The 17,747-nt window shown below is 73.9% G+C and carries 14 protein-coding genes; 3 read left to right on the top strand and 11 right to left on the bottom strand.

Features of this window, described 5'->3' with window-relative positions:
* Window positions 1–87: 87 nt before the first annotated feature.
* Complete coding sequence (locus Saso_RS01680; RefSeq protein WP_189917269.1) at window positions 88–2,253, top strand: bifunctional glycosyltransferase 87/phosphatase PAP2 family protein; 2,166 nt, start codon at window positions 88–90, stop codon at window positions 2,251–2,253.
* Here Saso_RS01680 and Saso_RS01675 read toward each other — a convergent pair whose 3' ends face one another.
* Together Saso_RS01675 and Saso_RS01670 are read right to left on the bottom strand one after the other, a co-directional pair.
* Window positions 2,254–4,488 carry a hypothetical protein gene (locus Saso_RS01675; protein ID WP_189917267.1) on the bottom strand — a complete coding sequence of 745 codons (2,235 nt, stop codon included), beginning with the start codon at window positions 4,486–4,488 and terminating at the stop codon, window positions 2,254–2,256. It lies immediately after the preceding gene.
* Window positions 4,485–4,925, bottom strand: coding sequence for a hypothetical protein (locus tag Saso_RS01670; RefSeq protein WP_189917264.1), 441 nt, complete (start codon window positions 4,923–4,925; stop codon window positions 4,485–4,487). The genes Saso_RS01675 and Saso_RS01670 overlap by 4 nt, the downstream gene beginning before the upstream one ends.
* A gap of 156 nt (window positions 4,926–5,081) precedes the next feature.
* Between Saso_RS01670 and Saso_RS01665 the strand changes: the two genes are divergently transcribed.
* Window positions 5,082–5,537, top strand: a complete 456-nt coding sequence (locus tag Saso_RS01665; protein ID WP_189917262.1) for a hypothetical protein — start codon at window positions 5,082–5,084, stop codon at window positions 5,535–5,537.
* On the opposite strand, the gene Saso_RS01660 is transcribed toward Saso_RS01665, so the two are convergent.
* Both Saso_RS01660 and Saso_RS01655 read right to left on the bottom strand, forming a co-directional pair.
* Window positions 5,508–6,635 (bottom strand): acyltransferase family protein, encoded by a 1,128-nt coding sequence (locus Saso_RS01660; protein ID WP_189917260.1) that lies wholly within the window; start codon window positions 6,633–6,635, stop codon window positions 5,508–5,510. The genes Saso_RS01665 and Saso_RS01660 overlap by 30 nt on opposite strands.
* Window positions 6,636–7,450: 815 nt before the next feature.
* Window positions 7,451–8,620, bottom strand: coding sequence for a steroid 3-ketoacyl-CoA thiolase (locus Saso_RS01655; RefSeq protein ID WP_189917258.1), 1,170 nt, complete (start codon window positions 8,618–8,620; stop codon window positions 7,451–7,453).
* 174 nt (window positions 8,621–8,794) lie between these two features.
* Between Saso_RS01655 and Saso_RS01650 the strand changes: the two genes are divergently transcribed.
* Window positions 8,795–10,030 (top strand): cytochrome P450, encoded by a 1,236-nt coding sequence (locus Saso_RS01650; RefSeq protein ID WP_189917257.1) that lies wholly within the window; start codon window positions 8,795–8,797, stop codon window positions 10,028–10,030.
* A 52-nt stretch (window positions 10,031–10,082) separates the two neighbouring features.
* Here the strand turns inward: Saso_RS01650 and Saso_RS01645 are convergent, their stop codons facing one another.
* The 7 genes from Saso_RS01645 to Saso_RS01615 form a co-directional block, all read right to left on the bottom strand.
* Window positions 10,083–10,790: a YoaK family protein gene (locus Saso_RS01645; RefSeq protein ID WP_189917255.1), complete on the bottom strand. Its 708-nt coding sequence runs from the start codon at window positions 10,788–10,790 to the stop codon at window positions 10,083–10,085.
* A gap of 180 nt (window positions 10,791–10,970) precedes the next feature.
* Window positions 10,971–11,387 (bottom strand): aggregation-promoting factor C-terminal-like domain-containing protein, encoded by a 417-nt coding sequence (locus Saso_RS01640; protein ID WP_189917252.1) that lies wholly within the window; start codon window positions 11,385–11,387, stop codon window positions 10,971–10,973.
* A gap of 335 nt (window positions 11,388–11,722) precedes the next feature.
* Window positions 11,723–12,559 (bottom strand): ECF transporter S component, encoded by an 837-nt coding sequence (locus Saso_RS01635; protein WP_189917250.1) that lies wholly within the window; start codon window positions 12,557–12,559, stop codon window positions 11,723–11,725.
* A complete protein-coding gene (locus Saso_RS01630) occupies window positions 12,556–14,319 on the bottom strand; it encodes an ABC transporter ATP-binding protein (RefSeq protein ID WP_189917248.1) in 1,764 nt (587 codons plus the stop codon). The genes Saso_RS01635 and Saso_RS01630 overlap by 4 nt, the downstream gene beginning before the upstream one ends.
* Window positions 14,316–15,431 (bottom strand): CbiQ family ECF transporter T component, encoded by a 1,116-nt coding sequence (locus Saso_RS01625; RefSeq protein ID WP_189917246.1) that lies wholly within the window; start codon window positions 15,429–15,431, stop codon window positions 14,316–14,318. The genes Saso_RS01630 and Saso_RS01625 overlap by 4 nt, the downstream gene beginning before the upstream one ends.
* Window positions 15,424–16,125, bottom strand: coding sequence for an SCO2322 family protein (locus Saso_RS01620; RefSeq protein ID WP_189917245.1), 702 nt, complete (start codon window positions 16,123–16,125; stop codon window positions 15,424–15,426). The genes Saso_RS01625 and Saso_RS01620 overlap by 8 nt, the downstream gene beginning before the upstream one ends.
* The gene (locus Saso_RS01615) at window positions 16,122–17,351 is read right to left on the bottom strand and encodes a prenyltransferase/squalene oxidase repeat-containing protein (protein WP_189917244.1); all 1,230 of its coding nucleotides are present in this window, start codon (window positions 17,349–17,351) and stop codon (window positions 16,122–16,124) included. The genes Saso_RS01620 and Saso_RS01615 overlap by 4 nt, the downstream gene beginning before the upstream one ends.
* Between the last annotated feature and the right edge of the window lie 396 nt (window positions 17,352–17,747).

Here is a 17,747-nt window from a genome sequence, read left to right as displayed (position 1 = left end):
AGGGGTGGTTCGAGCCCCTGGAGTGCGAGAGGGAGACCTCGCGCGCCGAACGCGCGCGGGGCCGACCCGGTGGGAGGCCGACGAGGCGTGGCGAATGCGGAGCACAGCGGGCGACGAGCGGCGGATGCGTCAGGAGCGACCGCGGACGGCACGGCGAGACCGCGCCTGCACGCGGCCCGCCTCGGCCTCTGGCTGATCGCGGCGCTCCTCGCCGTACGCCAGGTGGCCGCCGTCCTCGGCACCCCGCGCGGGGAACGGCTGACCGACCTGGAGACCTGGGTCGGGCCGGACGGCGTCCTGCACGTCAGCGGCTCGCTCTACGACTCGACGCGCTTCACGGGCACGCCCTTCACGGGCCTGGTCCTCAAGCCCCTCACCCGCGCGGCGGAACAGGCCCTGGGCTGGGGCTGGACCTTCGGCAGCCTGCTGCTGGTCGCCGCCCTCGGCCTGATCATGGCCCGCGCCCTGCCCCGGCCGGCCGGCAGACGGACGGCGCTGCTCGCCGCGCCGGTCGCGATCAGCCTGCTGATGCTGTCCCTGCCGGTCCGCAACGCCCTCTGGCTCGGCCAGACGAGCATCGTCCCGGTGCTGCTGGTCCTGCTCGGCTGCTTCGTCGTACGGGACCGCCTGGCCGCCGGCGTCCTGATCGGCCTGGCCGCCGCCCTCCAGCCCACCGTCCTGCTGTTCGTGGCGCTGCTGTGGTGCACCGGCCGCCGCCGCTCCGCGGTCGCCGCGAGCGCCTCCTTCGCCGCCGGGACGGCGCTCGCCTGGGCGGCGATGCCGCACGACTCGTACACCTACTGGGTGCATCACCTGGCGGGCGCCGGACTCGGTGGCGAGGCCGACGAGCTCGCCAACCAGTCCCTGCACGGCGCCCTGCTCCGGCTCGGCCTCTCCGGACCGCCGGAGATCGGCCTGTTCCTGGCGCTGGGCGCGGCGGTGGCCGTACTCGCCGTCCGCCGCGCGGTCCGCTACGCGCGCGACGGCCAACTGCTGCTGGCGGTCGCCGTCACCGGCTGCGCGGCCGTCGCCGTCTCGCCCACGACCTGGCAGCACCAGCTGCTGTGGGTCCTGCCGGCGGCGGTGGGACGGGTCGGCAGACGCGCCTCCGACCGCTATGTGTGGCCGGTCGCCGTCGTCCTCGTGACGACCCTCCCCGCGAAGATGCTGCTGCCGAACATGGCGGCCCTGTACCCCCTGCGCGACAACGCGATACTCCTCGCGGCCCTCGCGGCGGCCACGGTCCTCCCCTTCCTGGCGCGCACGTCCCCCTTCTACCGCGCGCCCGTCCCGGCGCGGTACGCGCGGCCGGTCCCGGCCCGCTGGAAGCACGTACCGCTGCTCCCCTTCCTGAAGCGGGTGACGACCCGCCCGAACCTGCTCCTCGAACTCCTCCTGATCCGCGTCACGTACGCGGCGTACCAGCGGGTCCGGCTGGCGGCGACGGGCGGCACCAACTCCGGCGGACGGTCACGCGCGGAGGAGCACGGACGGCAGATCCTCGACATCGAGCGGTTCCTGCACCTCGACATCGAGCACTGGGCCAACCACGCCGTAGTCAAGGTCGGGTGGCTGCGGAACTTCTTCGACTTCTATTACGAATCCTTCCATTTCGTGGTGCCGCTGTCGGTGCTGGCCGTCCTCTACCGGCGCCGCCCGGTCGACTACCGCTGGGCCCGTGCCTCCCTCGGCTTCGCGACCCTGCTCGCCCTGGTCGGGTTCTGGCTCTACCCGCTGGCCCCGCCCCGTCTGATGCCGGACCTCGGCGTCATCGACACGGTCCACGGCGTCCAGGACTTCTCCCAGCCCGACTACGGCACCCTCACGGCGCTGACCAACCAGTACGCGGCGATGCCGTCGCTGCACTTCGGCTGGTCGCTGTGGTGCGGGCTGGTCATCGCGATCGTGGCCCCGAGGCGGTGGATGAAGGCGCTGGGCCTGCTGCATCCGCTCTTCACGGTGTCGTCCATCGTGGCGACCGGCAACCACTGGGTGCTGGACGCGGTCGGCGGAGCCGCGGTGGTCTGCGCCGGCTTCGGTCTGTCGTACCTGTTCATGGGCCCGCGGGCCGGGTCCGTCCCGTCGGCGGCGGCGTCGGCGGCGCGGGCCGAGACGGCGGACGGACCGGGCGGGGAGCCGCGGTCCTCGCAGTCGGCCTCGGGCTCGGCGTCCGCCTCGGGCTCGGCGTCCGCCTCGGGCGGCGACCCGTCGTCCACCGGGGAGGAGCCGAAGGAGCGGACCCGGAGCGGGTGATCACCGCCGCGCCGGGGGCAACGGCTCGTCCGCGGGGCGGGCCAGCCGTTCCTGGAGACGCGCGTGGCGGAACTGGTAGACGGGGCCCGTAGCCCGCAGCAGATTGCGCCGGCGGGCGTCCTCCAGGAAGTGCACCAGCCGGACGGGCGTGCCCTCCTCGTGGTGCAGCTGGACGGCGGTGAGGGCGGTGGCGACGGCCAGGTTGCCCGCCAGGCACGAGGTGGCGCCGGTCCACACGAAGGCCGTCAGCGCGAACATCGCTCCCCGCATCGGGGACCACGTCCACATCAGGATCGGCCCGATGAACAGCGCGAGGGCGAAGCCGGTCAGCAGTCCCAGGAAGAGGCGCAGCCCGATGTGGTGCCGCCACACCTGGAGGGGCCCCACCGACCGCGTGTCCACCACCGCCGGCCGGGCGTAGCTCTCGCGCACCCCGTCGTAGCGGCGTCCCGCGCCCAGCGAGAGGACGGGAGCGCCGGAGACGATCCCGTACCCGCGGCCCGCGACCAGTACCTCGCTGAAGCCGAGGGGCAGTGTGACCAGATACCAGAGCCACCAGGGCGGAGCGGGGCCGCTCAGAAGCGGTACCAGCAGGACGAGCAGGGTGCCCACGAACAGCCACTGCCCGACGCCGGACAGGACCGTCCCCCTGGTGAAGATGTCGCGCCGGCCCGCGCTCGACAAGGGCTGCGGAGCGCTGAGTTCCGCGACTCTGGAGGAGATCTCGCAGGCGCCGCCCGCCGCCGCGAGCACCCCGAGCACGACGACGACGGGGCTCGGGTAGAGGCTCCAGGCCATGAGCACGCCCGGGGTCCCGCACACCACCGTGCACAGCGCCCACACGGCGATCAGCCGGGGCCGGTGGCCGGTCCAGCCGGGCAGGTGCCACCAGCGCAGGTCGCGCGTGCCCTCGCGGGTGAGCCGGACGGCGACGTAGCGCAGCGTGCGCTCGGCCGTCCGGACGGAGTAGCGGGGACGGCGCCGGCCGGGGCGGCGGGTGTAGGCGGCGGCGACCGCGTGGTCGAGGAGGTGGTTCTCGACGGCGGCGGGCGTGGGGAAGCGCGCGGTGTCGAGGAGTTCGTCGACGGGGTCGTCGTCGCCGTAGACGTCACGCAGCAGGGCGATGGCGAGCGGGCCCGCGAGCGCGGCGGTGAGCGGACCGGCCGCACGGGTCTCACCCCGCTCCCCGGTCCGGGGGGCCGCGCCGCCCGCCTCGGTGAGGAGGTGCCCGGTGAGCGCGCGCCAGGCGGGGGGCGCGGGGGAGGGCAGGCGGTCCAGGAGGTGTGCGGCGGCGTCGGCGGGGCGCACCGGCTGGATCTCCACCGCGAGGGCGCCTCCCAACCGGGCCTTCTTCGCGGTGAGCACGGCCTCCCTGGCGCGGGACACCAGTACCAGCCGGAAGGGCGCCGCCTCCAGGGCGGAGACCATCGCCGCGCGCAGTCTGCCGGTGACCTCGTCGAGGCCGTCGAGGAAGAGGGAGACACGGCCCTGTTCGAGCAGCCGCCGGGCACGGGAGCGGCCGCCCCTGCCGTGGAAGAGGGTGTAGGCGCGGGTCAGCCGGTCGACGGCCCAGTCGGTGGCGGTGTCCTCGCCGGGGTCCCATCCTTCGAGGGAGAGCAGCACGGGCACCGGGACGCGGGCCCGGTCGGCGGGCGTCGTCCGGGCGGCGCGATGGGTGAGCGCCTCCAGGAGCAGCAGCACGGCGGCGGCGGTCTTCCCGGCGGCGGGCGGTCCGACGACCAGCAGCCGCCCCGAGGCCAACCCGCCGTACACCGCGTGCAGTTCGGGCAGTGCGCCGCCGTCGCGGAGCCGACCGCGGGTGGCGGGCGCGAGGCCCGGCAGCGGGGCGAACCGCGCGCGGCCCGCCCCTTCGGCGGTGGCCCCGCCGACCCGTCCCGCCACCTTGCGCTCGCTCAGCCGCCATCGCACGGGCAGCGGGGCGGGCTCGAGCAGTCGCCGCAGCCCGGCCTCCTCCTGCCACTGGGCCCCCACGACCCGGGCGAGTTCGTCGGCGACGGCGTCGAGCGGGTCCGCGGCGCCGGTGGCGAGGGGTGCGGCGTGGGTGATGTGGTGGTGATGGACGTGCTGGGTGTTGTGGTCCCCGGCCTGGAAGGCGGTGGGCCCGTGGAAGGAGTTCCCCGAGACGGAGTGCCCGCCGGCGGAGGCGGACTCCTCACCGTCCGGGTCCGGATCACTGCCCGTATCGCCGCCCGGCCTCCTGCCCGGACCGGTCATCCACCTGATCCGAAGTGATTCTCCTGCCGGTTGTGGTCGCCGGTCTGGACGGCGGTGGGCCCATGGAAGGAGTTGCCGCCGACGGCCCCGCGGGCCGTCCCGTTCGAGGCGTCGAACTCCCTTGTGAGATCGATGAGTTGCTCGGCCAACCGGGCCCGGTCCGGCTCCCCGAGGGCTTCGATCACCGAGGCGAACTCGCCCTGCCACAGCACCGCGTGCACCGCCCGCACCCGCTGCCGCTCACTCTCGTCGACGGCGTCCAGGGCGGCGGCGGTGCGATCGAGCCGCGCGAGCGCCTCCCGTTCGGCGTCGGCGTCCCCCCGTCCGACGAGCCGGGCGCACCGCACCCGGAACCAGGCCCAGCCGTCCGCCCCCGCCGCCTGCACGACGGCCATCCCCCCGCCCGCCGCGGCCGCGGTCAGCGCTTCGCTCAGCATGTCCGGTCCCCTCCCCGAGGCCGCCCCGGCCCGCTCCTGCACGCTCAGGACAAACCGCATGGTACAGACGGCAGTTGGGGGGAGGAGAGGCTTCCGATCGCCAGGAGGGAGAATGGGAAGCCGGGGGCACGGGGGACACGGGGGAGAAGAGACGCGATGGGCGACACCGCGCGAGCGAGGGTGGTGCGTCTGAGGTCGGTGCGACTGCGGTTGATGCGACTGACGGCGCTCCACTGGCTGACCCTGTCGGTCCTGTCCTGCGGAGCCCTGTTCGTCGTCTGGCTGTGGGGAGTCTGGTCCGGCGGCCTCGACGTCGCGGAGACCTGCACGCTCCTGAGGGGCCAGAAGTACGACGAGGCCTACCGCGCGGAGCACTGGCGTGAGCCCTCGCAGATCTTCCCGCTGCACAACAGGTGCAACGCGTCGTACGACCTGGTCCCGGCCTGGATCAACCCCGCGCTGGTCCTCCTCGCGCTGCTCGCCTCGGTCTCCCTGGTCCTCGGCGTGACGCGGCTGGTCCTCGCCCTCTCACGAACGGTCGGCCGTCTGCGCGCCCGGCTTCGCGAGCGTGAGGCCGCCCGCTCAGGCGACGGTCCGACTCCGCCGCTCTGAGGCGCCCGCGGAGGGCGGGACCACCAGGCCCCGCAGCCGGCGTTCGGCCGGTCGCTCGACACACCGGTAGGCGAGGGCGGCGAAGGCCTGGCTGACGACCAGCACCCCCGCCCAGAAGACGAGCGTCCCGCCCCCGGGCGCGGGCTTGCCCCACGCGAACACCGCGACCCGGATCACGATCTCGTGCAGGAGGTACCAGGCGAACGACCAGTGCCCCAGCCTGATCATCCAGGTACCGCCGAGACCGGTACGCCGGCCGTCGAGATCGGCGCGGGCGGCGGCGCAGATGAGGGCGGCGAAGAGGGGCGCGGAGAACAACTGCGAGGCGGAGTACGGGCTGTACCAGACGGCGTCCGGCACCGCGTCGGACCACGGGATCAGCGCCAGGTGCCAGGCCACGACGAGCCCGACCGCCACCGGCAGCGACACCGGGGGCCGCCAGCCGCGCTTGAGCGCCAGCCCGGCCACCACACCCAGCACGAACTGGAGCGAGCGGGTCAGGGGCAGGTAGTCGAGCGCCCAGGTACGGGTGGTGGGCGACGCCCCGGCCAGCGCGGGCCACACCAGCAGTGCGGCACCGCACACGCCGACCGCCGTCCACGCCCACACCCGGTACCGCCGCCCGGCGAGCACGGCCAGCAGCGCGGGAAAGGCGACATAGAAGAAGGCCTCGTCACTGAGCGACCAGGCGGCCGGATTGCCGCCCGTGAAGACGACCGGCTGCGGGAACCACGCGTGCACGAGCAGCAGGTTCGCGGCGACCGCCTCGAGGGAGACGGCCCGGTCCATCAGGACCGACCACACCGCGACGGACGCCCCGACACCCACGGCGAGCATCGGCCAGATCCGGGCGAACCGCCGCCACAGGAACACGCGGACGGAGACCCCCGCACCGTCGTACGTCCAGGCGAGCACGACCCCGGACAACACGAAGAAGAACGTCACCCCACTGCGCCCGTACCAGACGGCGTCACTGACCCCGGGCACGGTCCCCACCTGCCGGGACAGGTGATACAGCACGACAAGCAACGCGGCCCAGAACCGAAGCCCGGTGAGCGAGGGCAGACGGTCGCGAGCGGGGGCCGGGGTGGAGGTCAAGACAAGTCCCTAACAGCCGAAAGCCGCGACCTTAACACCGCGCCAGACTCAGGCCGGTACTCGGGTCCGCGACCCGCACGCGGGGATATCCTCCGGCGTATCGCCACAGGGGGGGCTGCCCGGCGGCACACGCCCACGCGTCGACCTCGTCGACCGAGGCCGGGGGGAAAGCGATCCGCGCCTGTGCAGGGGAGAGACACGAAGGGGTGGGCATGCGGCGCTGGGAGAGGGCGTTGCCGGCGGTCGAACGGCGACTGGGGACGGGGGAGCCGCCTACTCGGCTGGAGGTGGCGGTCGCCCGGCATCCCGTACGCACCGGTGCGGTCTGCGGGGGAGTGCTGTGGGTGGCGATCGTCTGGGCCTTGTCCGGGTTCGGCGATGCCGGCGTTTGGCTCCAGACAGGTCCGGTCGGCGCCGGGGTGGGGTTCTTGACGTGGGGCGCGTGTCGCCTCGCACGCCGGCAGCAGACCTGTGACGAGAGAACCGGCAGGGCCGAGGAAGCCCGACGGGTGGCGGCCCGGAAGCGAGAGGCTCCCCTGTCGCCGGGTGTGGCCGTACTGCTGTCGCTCGGGTGGTGGGTGGTGTCGTCCGCCGTGTTCTGGGTGGTGGGCCCTCTTCTGGACATTCCGCGGACCCTGCCGTGGGCCGCGACGTACGGGGCCTTGCTGACGACGGTGAGCGTGACCGGTGCGTGGCTCAGGAGAAGGCGCCCCGGAGATTCGGGGTGAGTGACCGGACGGTGCCCCCGGTGGGCCCGATCCTCGCTGTCGGGCCCGCCGGGGTCGAGACGTTCCTTGCCCGGACCGGAGGTCGTGTCACAGCCGTTGGATGATCGTGCCCGTGGCCAGTGCGCCGCCCGCGCACATGGTGATCAGGGCGAACTCCTTGTCCCTGCGTTCCAGTTCGTGCAGGGCCGTCGTGATCAGGCGGGCGCCCGTCGCGCCGACGGGGTGGCCCAGGGCTATCGCTCCGCCGTTGACGTTGACCTTCGACAGGTCCTGGTCGAAGACCTTCGTCCAGCTCAGCACCACCGACGCGAACGCCTCGTTGATCTCGACCAGGTCGATGTCCTTCAGGGACATGCCCGCCTTGCCCAGGACGGCCTTCGTGGCGTCGATCGGGCCGTCGAGGTGGAAGTGCGGGTCCGCGCCCACCAGGGCCTGGGCGACGATGCGCGCCCTCGGCTTCAGCTTCAGGGCGCGGGCCATCCGTTTCGACGCCCACATGATGGCCGCCGCGCCGTCGCTGATCTGGGACGAGTTGCCGGCCGTGTGGATCGCCGTCGGCATCACCGGCTTCAGGCGGGACAGGGCTTCGAGGGAGGTGTCCCGCAGGCCCTCGTCGCGGTCGACCAGGCGCCACATGCCCTGTCCTGCCGCCTGTTCCTCCTCCGTGGTCGGGACCTGGACGGCGAAGGTCTCGCGCTTGAAGCGTTCCTCCGACCACGCCGTCGCCGCCCGGTCCTGGGAGAGAAGGCCCAGGGCGTCCACGTCCGACCGGCTCAACCCCCGGTTGCGGGCGATGCGTTCCGCCGCCTCGAACTGGTTCGGGAGGTCCACGTTCCACTCGTCCGGGAACGGCTTGCCGGGGCCGTGCTTCGAGCCCGAGCCGAGCGGGACGCGGGACATCGCCTCCACGCCGCAGCTGATGCCGACGTCGATGACGCCCGCCGCGATCATGTTCGCCGCCATATGGCTCGCCTGCTGCGAGGAACCGCACTGGCAGTCGACCGTTGTCGCGGCGGTCTCGTACGGGAGGCCCATCGTCAGCCATGCTGTCCTTGCCGGGTTCATGGACTGTTCGCCGGCGTGGGTCACCGTGCCGCCGACGATCTGCTCGACCGCGTCGGCGGGGATGCCGGTGCGGCCGAGTAGCTCGCGGTAGGTCTCGCCCAGGAGATAGGCGGGGTGCAGGTTGGCGAGCGCGCCGCCGCGCTTGCCGATGGGGGTGCGGACTGCTTCCACGATCACGGGTTCGGCGGCCATGGGTGCGGATCCCTTCGGAACTAGTACGTGTTCTAGTTCTCTGCTGTGTGCAGTCTGCTGACGTGATGTGCGTCACCGCAAGGGTCTTGCAGCCTCGAGGGTCCTGAACTACCTTCACGGCAATCTGTTTCTGATGAACCGTCAGATCGCGTCGCCCGATGGCTGGAGCCGCCGATGCCCTGTCCAGCGCTTCCCGACGGGTTCGACTTCACCGACCCCGACCTGCTGCAACACCACGTTCCGATGGCGGAGTTCGCCGAGCTGCGCGTCGCCGAACCGGTCCGCTGGATCCCCCAGACGGGCAACGTCGCCGGATTCCAGGACGAGGGGTACTGGGCGGTGACCCGCCACGCGGACGTGAAGTACGTGTCCACCCACCCCGAGATCTTCTCCTCCTACCTCAACACCGCGATCATCCGGTTCAACGAGCACATCGAGCGGGACTCGATCGACGCCCAGCGGCTCATCCTGCTGAACATGGACCCGCCGGAGCACACGCGCGTGCGGCAGATCGTGCAGCGCGGGTTCACACCCCGGGCCATCCGGGCGCTGGAGGAGCGGCTGCGCGAGCGGGCCACGGCGATCGTCGACCGGGCCCGCGCGCAGGACGGTTCCTTCGACTTCGTGACGTCCATCGCCTCCGAGCTGCCCCTCCAGGCCATCGCCGAGCTGATCGGCGTACCGCAGGAGGACCGCTCCAGGATCTTCGACTGGTCGAACAAGATGATCGGGTACGACGATCCCGAGTTCGCCATCACGGCGGAGGTGGGACAGCAGTCCGCCGCCGAGATCCTCGCGTACGCCATGAACATGGCCGCCGAGCGCAAGCAGTGCCCGGCGCGGGACATCGTCTCCACGCTGGTGGCCGCCGAGAACGAGGGCAACCTCAACTCCGACGAGTTCGGGTTCTTCGTGCTGATGCTCGCCGTGGCCGGCAACGAGACGACCCGCAACGCCACGACCCACGGCATGCACGCCTTCCTCACCCACCCCGACCAGTGGGAGCTGTACAAGCGCGAGCGGCCCGGTACCGCCGCCGAGGAGATCGTCCGCTGGGCCACGCCCGTCGTCGCCTTCCAGCGGACCGCCACCCAGGACACCGAACTCGGCGGGAAGACGATCAGGAAGGGGGACCGGGTCGGCATCTTCTACGCCTCCGCCAACCGCGACCCCGAGGTGTTCGAACGGCCCGACGAGTTCGACGTCACCCGGGATCCGAATCCGCACCTCGGGTTCGGCGGCGGCGGACCGCACTTCTGTCTCGGCAAGTCACTCGCCGTGCTCGAGATCAACCTCATCTTCAACGCCATCGCCGACGCCCTGCCCGGCCTGAGGCTGGTGGACGATCCCCGGCGGCTGCGGTCCGCCTGGATCAACGGGGTGAAGGAGTTGCGGGTCAGCGCACGGTGACGTCCGCGCCGGGGGCCGTCCGCCTCCCGGCGGGCCCGTGACGGGAGCCGTCTCACTCCCGGCCGGACGTGATCAGTGCCAGGATTCCCACGGCCACCGTCGCCACCAGCAGCGGGACGGCGATGCCGTGGTGCAGTACCAGCCAGGCACCGAGGGCCGCGCCGACGACCATCGCGACCACCGACGCCGTACGGCGCGGGGAGCGCGTGCCCGCGCCGCCGCCCGCCCGGGAGTCGGAGGCCAGGCCGGTGAGGGTCATCGTCAGGACGGTGGTGGTGAGGTCGGCCACGCCGAGTCTGCGCACGGTCGCGTTGCGCAGGCCCATCGCGAAGGCGGTCAGGGCGATGACCGAGTAGACGGTGACGGGGGCGTGGTCGGGGGCGGCGAAGGCCACGGCGGCCGAGACGCCCACCAGCGCGGCCTCCGCGCCGAGGGTCGCCCTCGTCCAGGTGCGGCGCGAGCCGGTTCCGAGGCGGCGGGAGACCCGTCCGCCCACCGCCGCGCCGGCCAGGAAGCAGCCCAGCGAGGTCGCCGTGTGCGGGACGGAGAAGCCGGGGGCGCCGGCCGCCGCGAAGCCCAGCACGACCACGTTGCCGGTCATGTTCGCGGTGAAGACGTGGCCGAGGCCCAGATAGCTGACCGCGTCGATCAGACCGCTGACCACCGTCAGTGCGAGCAGCACGGGGACCAGCGGGACGCCCCGTGAGTCGGGGTCCTTCGTGGGCTCGTCGGCTGCGTCGTGCGCGGGCTCGGTCGTCACCGGGTCAGTGGATCACGCGAAGGTGGGAAACGCCGAGGGCGGGCGCGCGCGAGGGCGCGGGCGCCGGGACGGGAACGCCGAAGGCGGCGGCCCCGGGGATCGGGGGCCGCCGCCTTCGACGGTACGGGGGCGCCTGGTGGGCGCGGGGGGTGCCGGAGGGTGTCGGCGTGGTGGGGCGGCTCAGTACCAGCCGTTGGCCTGCCAGAAGTTCCAGGCGGCGACGGGGCTGCCGTAGCGGGAGTTCATGTAGTCCAGGCCCCACTTGATCTGGGTCTTGGCGTTGCTCTTCCAGTCGGAGCCGGCGGAGGCCATCTTCGAGCCGGGCAGCGCCTGGACCAGGCCGTAGGCGCCGGAGGAGGCGTTGGTGGCGCTGACGTTCCAGCCGCTCTCGTGCTTGACGATGTTCGAGAAGGCCTTGTACTGCGCCGCGTTCGGGATCATCTTGTGCGCGATCGCCTGGGCCTGGGCGGCGGAGGACGTCGTCGCGGCGTGGGCGGGGGCGGCGGACAGCGCCATACCCGCGGTCGCGGCGGCCACGGCGATACCGGTGAGGGCCTTCTTGGGGGAAGCGATGCGACGGATGACGGAGACGGACACGTGGAACCTTTTCCTTCGGGGACGTTTTCGGTCGCTTGCATGCCGGAGTCACGCGGTGCGTGGCCGCACCGTGTGGTTGCGGTGGGTGGCTGCATGCCGTGGTACCGAGGCCCGTGGGCTCGTCGGCACCCTGCGACGTCATCCAGAGAAACAGGCTCGGCGGCCGTCCGCAAAGACCCCTTTTGCTAGTTGTGGCCGTATTCGGGGTTCCGGCGCCCTGTGTGAGCTGGCTCTCAATGCCCAGGTCAGAGGCCCTAATGGCATGGGCATGGCTTCCGATTTGTCCGACTAGGTCAGGTAGTAGGTGATGTGGGTCATGTGGGGTGGTTCACCGGTCAACGGGTCTCCGGGGCCCTCCGCGGGGCCTCGAATGTGACCGCGGTCTCGAAGGCGGCGCGCCGGGTGGCTCTGCGCAGCGCCCTGAGCACGGCCGGGCCGAGGGTCAGCGTCAGCAGCACCGTGACCACCGCCCGGCCCAGGTCCCAGCCCAGGGAGGTCGCCACGCAGTACGCGACGAAGCGGGCCAGGTTCGCGGGCACCGTCCCGTCCGGGTCGAACGCGACCCCCGAGGCCAGCGCGCCCATGAAGGGCCATCCGGCCATGTTCATCGCCGTGCCGTAGGCGAAGGCGGCCAGGAACCCGTAGGCCGCGAGCAGCGCGACCTCCGCACGGCCCCGCAGCCGTCCCGCGCCCGGCAGCAGACCGGCGCCCATGGTGAACCAGCCCATCGCCAGCATCTGGAACGGCATCCACGGGCCCACCCCGCCGGTGAGCAGCGCGGACGCGAACATCGTCACCGACCCGAGGACGAAGCCGAAGCCGGGGCCGAGGACCCGGCCGCTCAGCACCATCAGGAAGAACATCGGCTCGATGCCCGCCGTCCCCGCGCCGATCGGACGCAGGGCCGCACCGGTCGCCGCCAGCACGCCCAGCATCGCCACGGCCTTCGCGCCGAGCCCCGACTCCGAGATGGTCGCCGCGACCACGGCGACCAGCAGCACCAGCAGACCCGCGAAGAGCCACGGGGCGTCCTGCGCGTGGGCGTTCAGCGCCGAGGCGGGCGGGGCCAGGAAGGGCCAGCCGAACGCGATCACGCCGACCGCGCTGACCAGCGCCAGCGACGCGAGGGAGCGGGGGCCCAGCGGAACCGGGCGCCGCCTGGGTGCCGTCATCGCCGCGCCTCCCCGAGGGCGGCGAGGGCCTCGCGGACCTGGGTGACCGTGAGCCACTCCTGCGGGGCCAGGATCTTCGTCACCTGCGGGGCGAAGGAGGGGGAGGAGACCACGACCTGCGCCGTCGGGCCGTCGGCGATCACCTCGCCCTCCGCGAGCAGCACCACCCGGTGGGCCAGTTCCGCGGCCAGTTCCACGTCGTGGGTGGCCAGCACGATGGCGTGCCCGGCGGCGGCGAGGCCGCGCAGGACGGCGACCAGGCGCGCCTTCGCCGCGTAGTCCAGGCCCCGGGTCGGCTCGTCGAGGAGGAGGAGGGGCGGCCGGGCGGTGAGGACGACGGCCAGCGCGAGGGTCAGCCGCTGGCCCTCGGAGAGGTCGCGGGGGTGGATGTCGTCCGTGACGCCCGCCAGCAGTTCCGACACCAGGGCCCGGCAGGTGCCGGGGGCGGCTCCCGCGTCCCGGTCGGCGGACGCGCACTCGGCGGCCACCGTGTCGGCGTACAGCAGGTCGCGCGGCTCCTGCGGGACCAGGCCGACGCGGCGGACCAGCTCACGGGGCGGGGTGCGGTGCGGCTCCAGCCCGCCCACGCGGACCGTGCCCGCAGTGGGTTCGACGAGACCGACGAAGGTGTTGAGCAGCGTCGACTTGCCGGCGCCGTTGCGCCCCATGAGGGCGACGGTCTCGCCCGGCCCGACCGTGAGGTCCACGTCCCGCAGGGCCTGGACGCGGGCCCGCCGTACGGCGAGCGAGCGGGCCTCGACGGGGGAGGCGGGGTGCGCGGGCGCGGCGGCGGTCCGGCCTGCCCGGAAGCCGCCGAACCGCGGCCGGCGCGGCCGACGGGCATCCGGCTCCTTGGCAAGGGCCGCGGCGGGCGGCCGGTTCTCGTGCCCGGGGCCGAGTGCGGGGGTGCCCGGCTTCTGGCGGGTCCGCGCTTGCGCCGGCCCTTCCGTCAGCCGTTCGCGCAGGCCGTCGGCGCGGCGGCGGGCGTCCCGGACGGTCAGGGGGAGCGGGGTCCAGCCCGCGAGCCGGCCGAGGTCCACCACCGGCGGGAACACGGGGGACACGGCCATCATGTCCGCCGGGGTGCCCAGCAGCGGGGCCGCGCCGGGGGAGGGCAGCAGGGCGACGCGGTCGGCGTACTGGAGGACGCGCTCCAGACGGTGTTCCGCCAGCAGCACCGTCGTACCGAGGTCGTGGACGAGGCGGAGCAGCACGGCGAGGACCTCCTCGGCGGCCGCCGGGTCCAGAGCGGACGTCGGCTCGTCCAGGACGAGGACCCGCGGGTGCGGGGTGAGGACCGAGCCGATCGCGACCCGCTGCTGCTGGCCGCCGGAGAGGGTGGCGATGGGCCGGTCGCGCAGGGCGGCCAGGCCCAGCAGATCGAGGGTCTCCTCGACGCGGCGCCGCATCACCGCGGGCGGCAGGCCCAACGACTCCATGCCGTAGGCGAGTTCCTCCTCGACGGTGTCCGTCACGAAGTGCGAGAGCGGATCCTGCCCCACCGTGCCCACCACGTCGGCGAGTTCACGCGGCTTGTGGGTGCGGGTGTCACGGCCGTCGACCGTGACCCGGCCGCTCAGGGTGCCGCCGGTGAAGTGCGGGACCAGGCCGGACACCGTGCCGAGCAGCGTCGACTTGCCGACGCCCGACGGGCCCGCCAGCAGTACGAGTTCGCCCTCCGGGACGGTGAGGTCGACACCCCGGACGGTGGGTGCGGTGGCGCCGTCGTACGTCACGGAGACGTTCTCGAAGCGGATCACGACGGCTCCTTGGGATCTGCCGAATCGTCGAGCGGGCTTGCGGGGGCGAGGAACGCGGGCAGCAGGCCGAGGAGTACGGCCGCCGCGGGCAGCAGCGGGAGGGCGGGAGCGGTCAGCGGGACCACACCCGGGTGCAGGGCCGCCGGATCGGCGGACGCGGCCACGGTGAGGAGAGCGGCGACCGCGACACCGCAGGCGGCGACCAGACAGGCCCGCGGGGTCCAGCGGTCCGGACGGTAGCGGGTGCGGGGGGAGCGGCGGCCGCCGAGCCGCAGTCCGGCGAGGGCCGCCGTGACCCCCGCCAGCAGCACCGGCAGACCGTAGCCGCCGCCCGCCGCGGTCAGCAGGCCGTACGTGCCCGCGCAGACGCCGAGCAGCCCGCCGAGGGTGAGCGCGGCGGTCGTCCGGCGCACGGGGGCCGGCACGTCGGCGGTACGGCCGTAGCCCCGGGCGTCCATCGCCGCGGCGAGGGCCACGGAGCGTTCCAGCGCACCCTCCAGGACGGGCAGGCCCACCTGGAGCAGGCCGCGCAGGCCGCTGTCGGGCCGGCCGCGCAGCCGGCGGGCGGCGCGCAGCCGGTGGACGTCGGCGATCAGGTTCGGGGCGAAGGTGAGCGCCACGACCACGGCCACCCCGGTCTCGTACAGGGCGCCTGGCAGGGTTCTGAGCAGGCGGGACGGGGAGGCCAGGGCGTTGGCGGCACCCACGCACACGAGCAGGGCGGCCAGTTTCAGACCGTCGTAGAGCGCGAAGAGCACGCCCTCGGCCGTGACGGCGCCGCCGAGGCGGATGCCCTGCGCCCAGTGCGGCAGGGGGACCTCGGGGAGCGTGACGAGCACGTGCGATCCCGGGATCGGGGACCCCAGGGCGACGACGAAGACGAGGCGGACGACGAGGACGGCGAGGGCCAGCTTGAGGAACGCGGAGTAGGAGCGGGACCAGGGGGCGTCGGGACGGCACGTGGTGACGACGTACGCCGACACGGCGAGCAGGAGACCGAGGAGCAGCGGGTTGGTGGTGCGGGTGGCGGCGGTGCCGAGGCCGAGCGCCCACAGCCACCAGGCCGCCGGGTGCAGCGGGGGACGCCGTGAGCTGGGGCGGCGGTCAGCCATTCCCGCGCGATCCCCGCCGCCTGGCCTGCCACACGGCCGCCGCGGCCAGGACCGCCACGGCCGCCGCACCGGCGTACAGACCGACCGACGGCCCGCCGTCCGCACCGTCCCCCGCCTCGGGTCCGGGCTTCGCGGCGGACGCCGGCCCGTCCCCGCCCGAGGCCTGGCCCGACGTCTTTCCCGCCTCCTGCCCGGACACCTGCTCGCCGCAGCCCGTCCGCGGGTACCCCGCGATCGCGCACAGCAGGGCGTTGGTGTCGTAGCGCAGGGGTTTCGCGACGGCGGCCAGGGCCTCGGCCGTCGTCGCGTCGGGGGAGACCCGGGCGCACGCCGTGCGCGGCGACGGCGGGACCTCGCCGCCCGGGGCGTCCGCCGCCGTGCCGAAGTCGAGGACCAGGGCCACCCGCTTCGAGCCGTCCCGCGCGGGCGTCCCGGCGCAGATCGCGGCGAAGGAGGCCGCGCCGCGCGGCTGCGAGGCGTCCTGGGAGTCCGCGCTCACCGCGAACCGGAACCCCTGGACGTCACCGTCGCCGGGCCGGGCGGTGGAGGGGCCCTGCGTGGCGTACGTCCACCCGCCCGCCGACCGGTCCCAGAAGGACCAGTAGCGGTACCCGGCCGCCCGGGCGGACCCGGCCGCGCCGGTCAGGGCGAGCAGCAGGGCGGCGAGGACGAGGGCGGCGGACCGGCGCGTCACGGCTGACGCCGCTTGCGGCCGCTGATCAGGAACCCGATGCCGATGCCGGCGACGAGGAAGACACCGACCGTCCACCAGACGCCGAACGCGGAATCCGAGCTGTCCTTCTTCTCGTCGGCGGCGGTGTCGGCGCCGGTGGCCTTCGTCGCGGCCTGCGGGGCCGGACCCGTCGCGTTGAGCAGGGCGACCAGGTCGGTGCCGCCGAACCGGCGGGGATCGGCGCCCATGGCGTGCGCCGCGAAGATCAGCTGGGCGTACGCGGCGGGGCCGCTCTGCTTCGCCCAGGCGGCGGAGTTCTTCTCGAGCCAGGCGAGGGGCTTCTCGGCCTGCTCGGTCCGCCCCTGCGCGGCGAGGGCGACGACGGCGTCGGCGGTGTTGCCGTAGTCGGGCTGGTCCTCGGCGCCGGGCAGGACGGACTTCAGGTGGCCGGTGGTGCCGACCGACTCGGCGAGCCAGCCCGCGCCGTTGCGCGCGAGGGTGCCCGGGGTGCCCGCGTCGGCCGGGGCGCACGTGCCGTCCGCCGAGGTCTTGCCCGCCGTGGTCACGAACCCCTTGCCGAGGGCGCCGAGCACACCCGCCGCTGTCGCGTCCGCGTTGGCCGCGAGGGCGCCCTTCTTGTCCGGCTGGTAGGCGAACGCGCCGCCACCGGTCCGGTCGCACGGCAGGGAGAGCTTCACCAGGGCGTCGTACGGCGACTTCCCCGCCTTGCGCACCGCCGAGGGCTGCTGCCCGGCCGCCGCCAGGGCGCCCGCCACCACCGACGTCGAGTTCGTGTCGCTGGCCCCGCCGGGGGTGTAGCCCCAGCCGCCGTCGGCGTTCTGGACGGACTTCAGCCAGTCGACGGCCTTCTGCGTCGCGGCGCCGTGGCCGCCGAGCGCCGCCAGCGCCTGGACGGCGGCCGCCGTGCTGTTGGTGTCCACCATCAGCTTCGCGTCGCACGCCTTGGCGGTGTCCGCGCGGAACGCGGCGAAGGCGCCGTTCGCGCACTGCTGCCCGGTCAGCCAGGCGACGGCGTCCGCGGCCGGGGTGAAGCCCGTGGTGCGCTGCGCGAGCAGGGCCAGCGACTGGCGCCAGACGCCGTCGTAGGTCGGGTCGGCGGTGCCGTACAGCCCGCCGGGTATCGCCACCGACGGGGTGGGGGACGGGGTCGCGGCGACGGCGGGGACGGCGGCACCCAGCACGACGGTGGCGGCGGCCAGGGTCGCGGCGCTGCGGCGGATGTTCATGATCGGCGGGTGCCTCTCCCGGTCGGGAGGTCACGCGGCCGGGCAGCACGGGACATCCCGGCGGCTCGGCTCCGTGACCCGGACGGTGCCGTGCGACGGCGGGCTTGCTGACGCACGTGAGCCGGTCACGCCCGGGTAACGGACGCCCTGGCCCTGCCGGGACCGGGGTCTCCCGGGACGGGCGGAGCCGAGGCCGGGACACGGGGCGGCGCCGGAATTGCACCGGCTTTCCCCCGTACGGGCGTGATGACGACGCGGCCACTCTACCGGCAGGTAGGAAGCCCCCTGAGGGGTGGCTGTGCACCGCGGCGTCCCGGAGGGCGTCCGGCGGCGGCCGCACCGCGGTGCGTACCACGGCCGTACCGCCGTGCGCACCACGGCCGTACGGCGATGCGA

This window comes from Streptomyces asoensis, from assembly GCF_016860545.1.
GTDB lineage: Bacteria > Actinomycetota > Actinomycetes > Streptomycetales > Streptomycetaceae > Streptomyces > Streptomyces asoensis.
This window is presented reverse-complemented; position numbering and strand designations above follow the sequence as displayed.

Excerpts from the sequence above, each read along its gene's own strand:
- Saso_RS01670 (WP_189917264.1), bottom strand. The coding sequence starts at position 4,925 with ATGCTGAGCGAAGCGCTGACCGCGGCCGCGGCGGGCGGGGGGATGGCC.
- Saso_RS01615 (WP_189917244.1), bottom strand. The coding sequence starts at position 17,351 with ATGAACATCCGCCGCAGCGCCGCGACCCTGGCCGCCGCCACCGTCGTG.
- Saso_RS01655 (WP_189917258.1), bottom strand. The coding sequence starts at position 8,620 with ATGGCCGCCGAACCCGTGATCGTGGAAGCAGTCCGCACCCCCATCGGC.
- Saso_RS01675 (WP_189917267.1), bottom strand. The coding sequence starts at position 4,488 with ATGACCGGTCCGGGCAGGAGGCCGGGCGGCGATACGGGCAGTGATCCG.
- Saso_RS01650 (WP_189917257.1), top strand. The coding sequence starts at position 8,795 with ATGCCCTGTCCAGCGCTTCCCGACGGGTTCGACTTCACCGACCCCGAC.
- Saso_RS01665 (WP_189917262.1), top strand. The coding sequence starts at position 5,082 with ATGGGCGACACCGCGCGAGCGAGGGTGGTGCGTCTGAGGTCGGTGCGA.
- Saso_RS01635 (WP_189917250.1), bottom strand. The coding sequence starts at position 12,559 with ATGACGGCACCCAGGCGGCGCCCGGTTCCGCTGGGCCCCCGCTCCCTC.
- Saso_RS01625 (WP_189917246.1), bottom strand. The coding sequence starts at position 15,431 with ATGGCTGACCGCCGCCCCAGCTCACGGCGTCCCCCGCTGCACCCGGCG.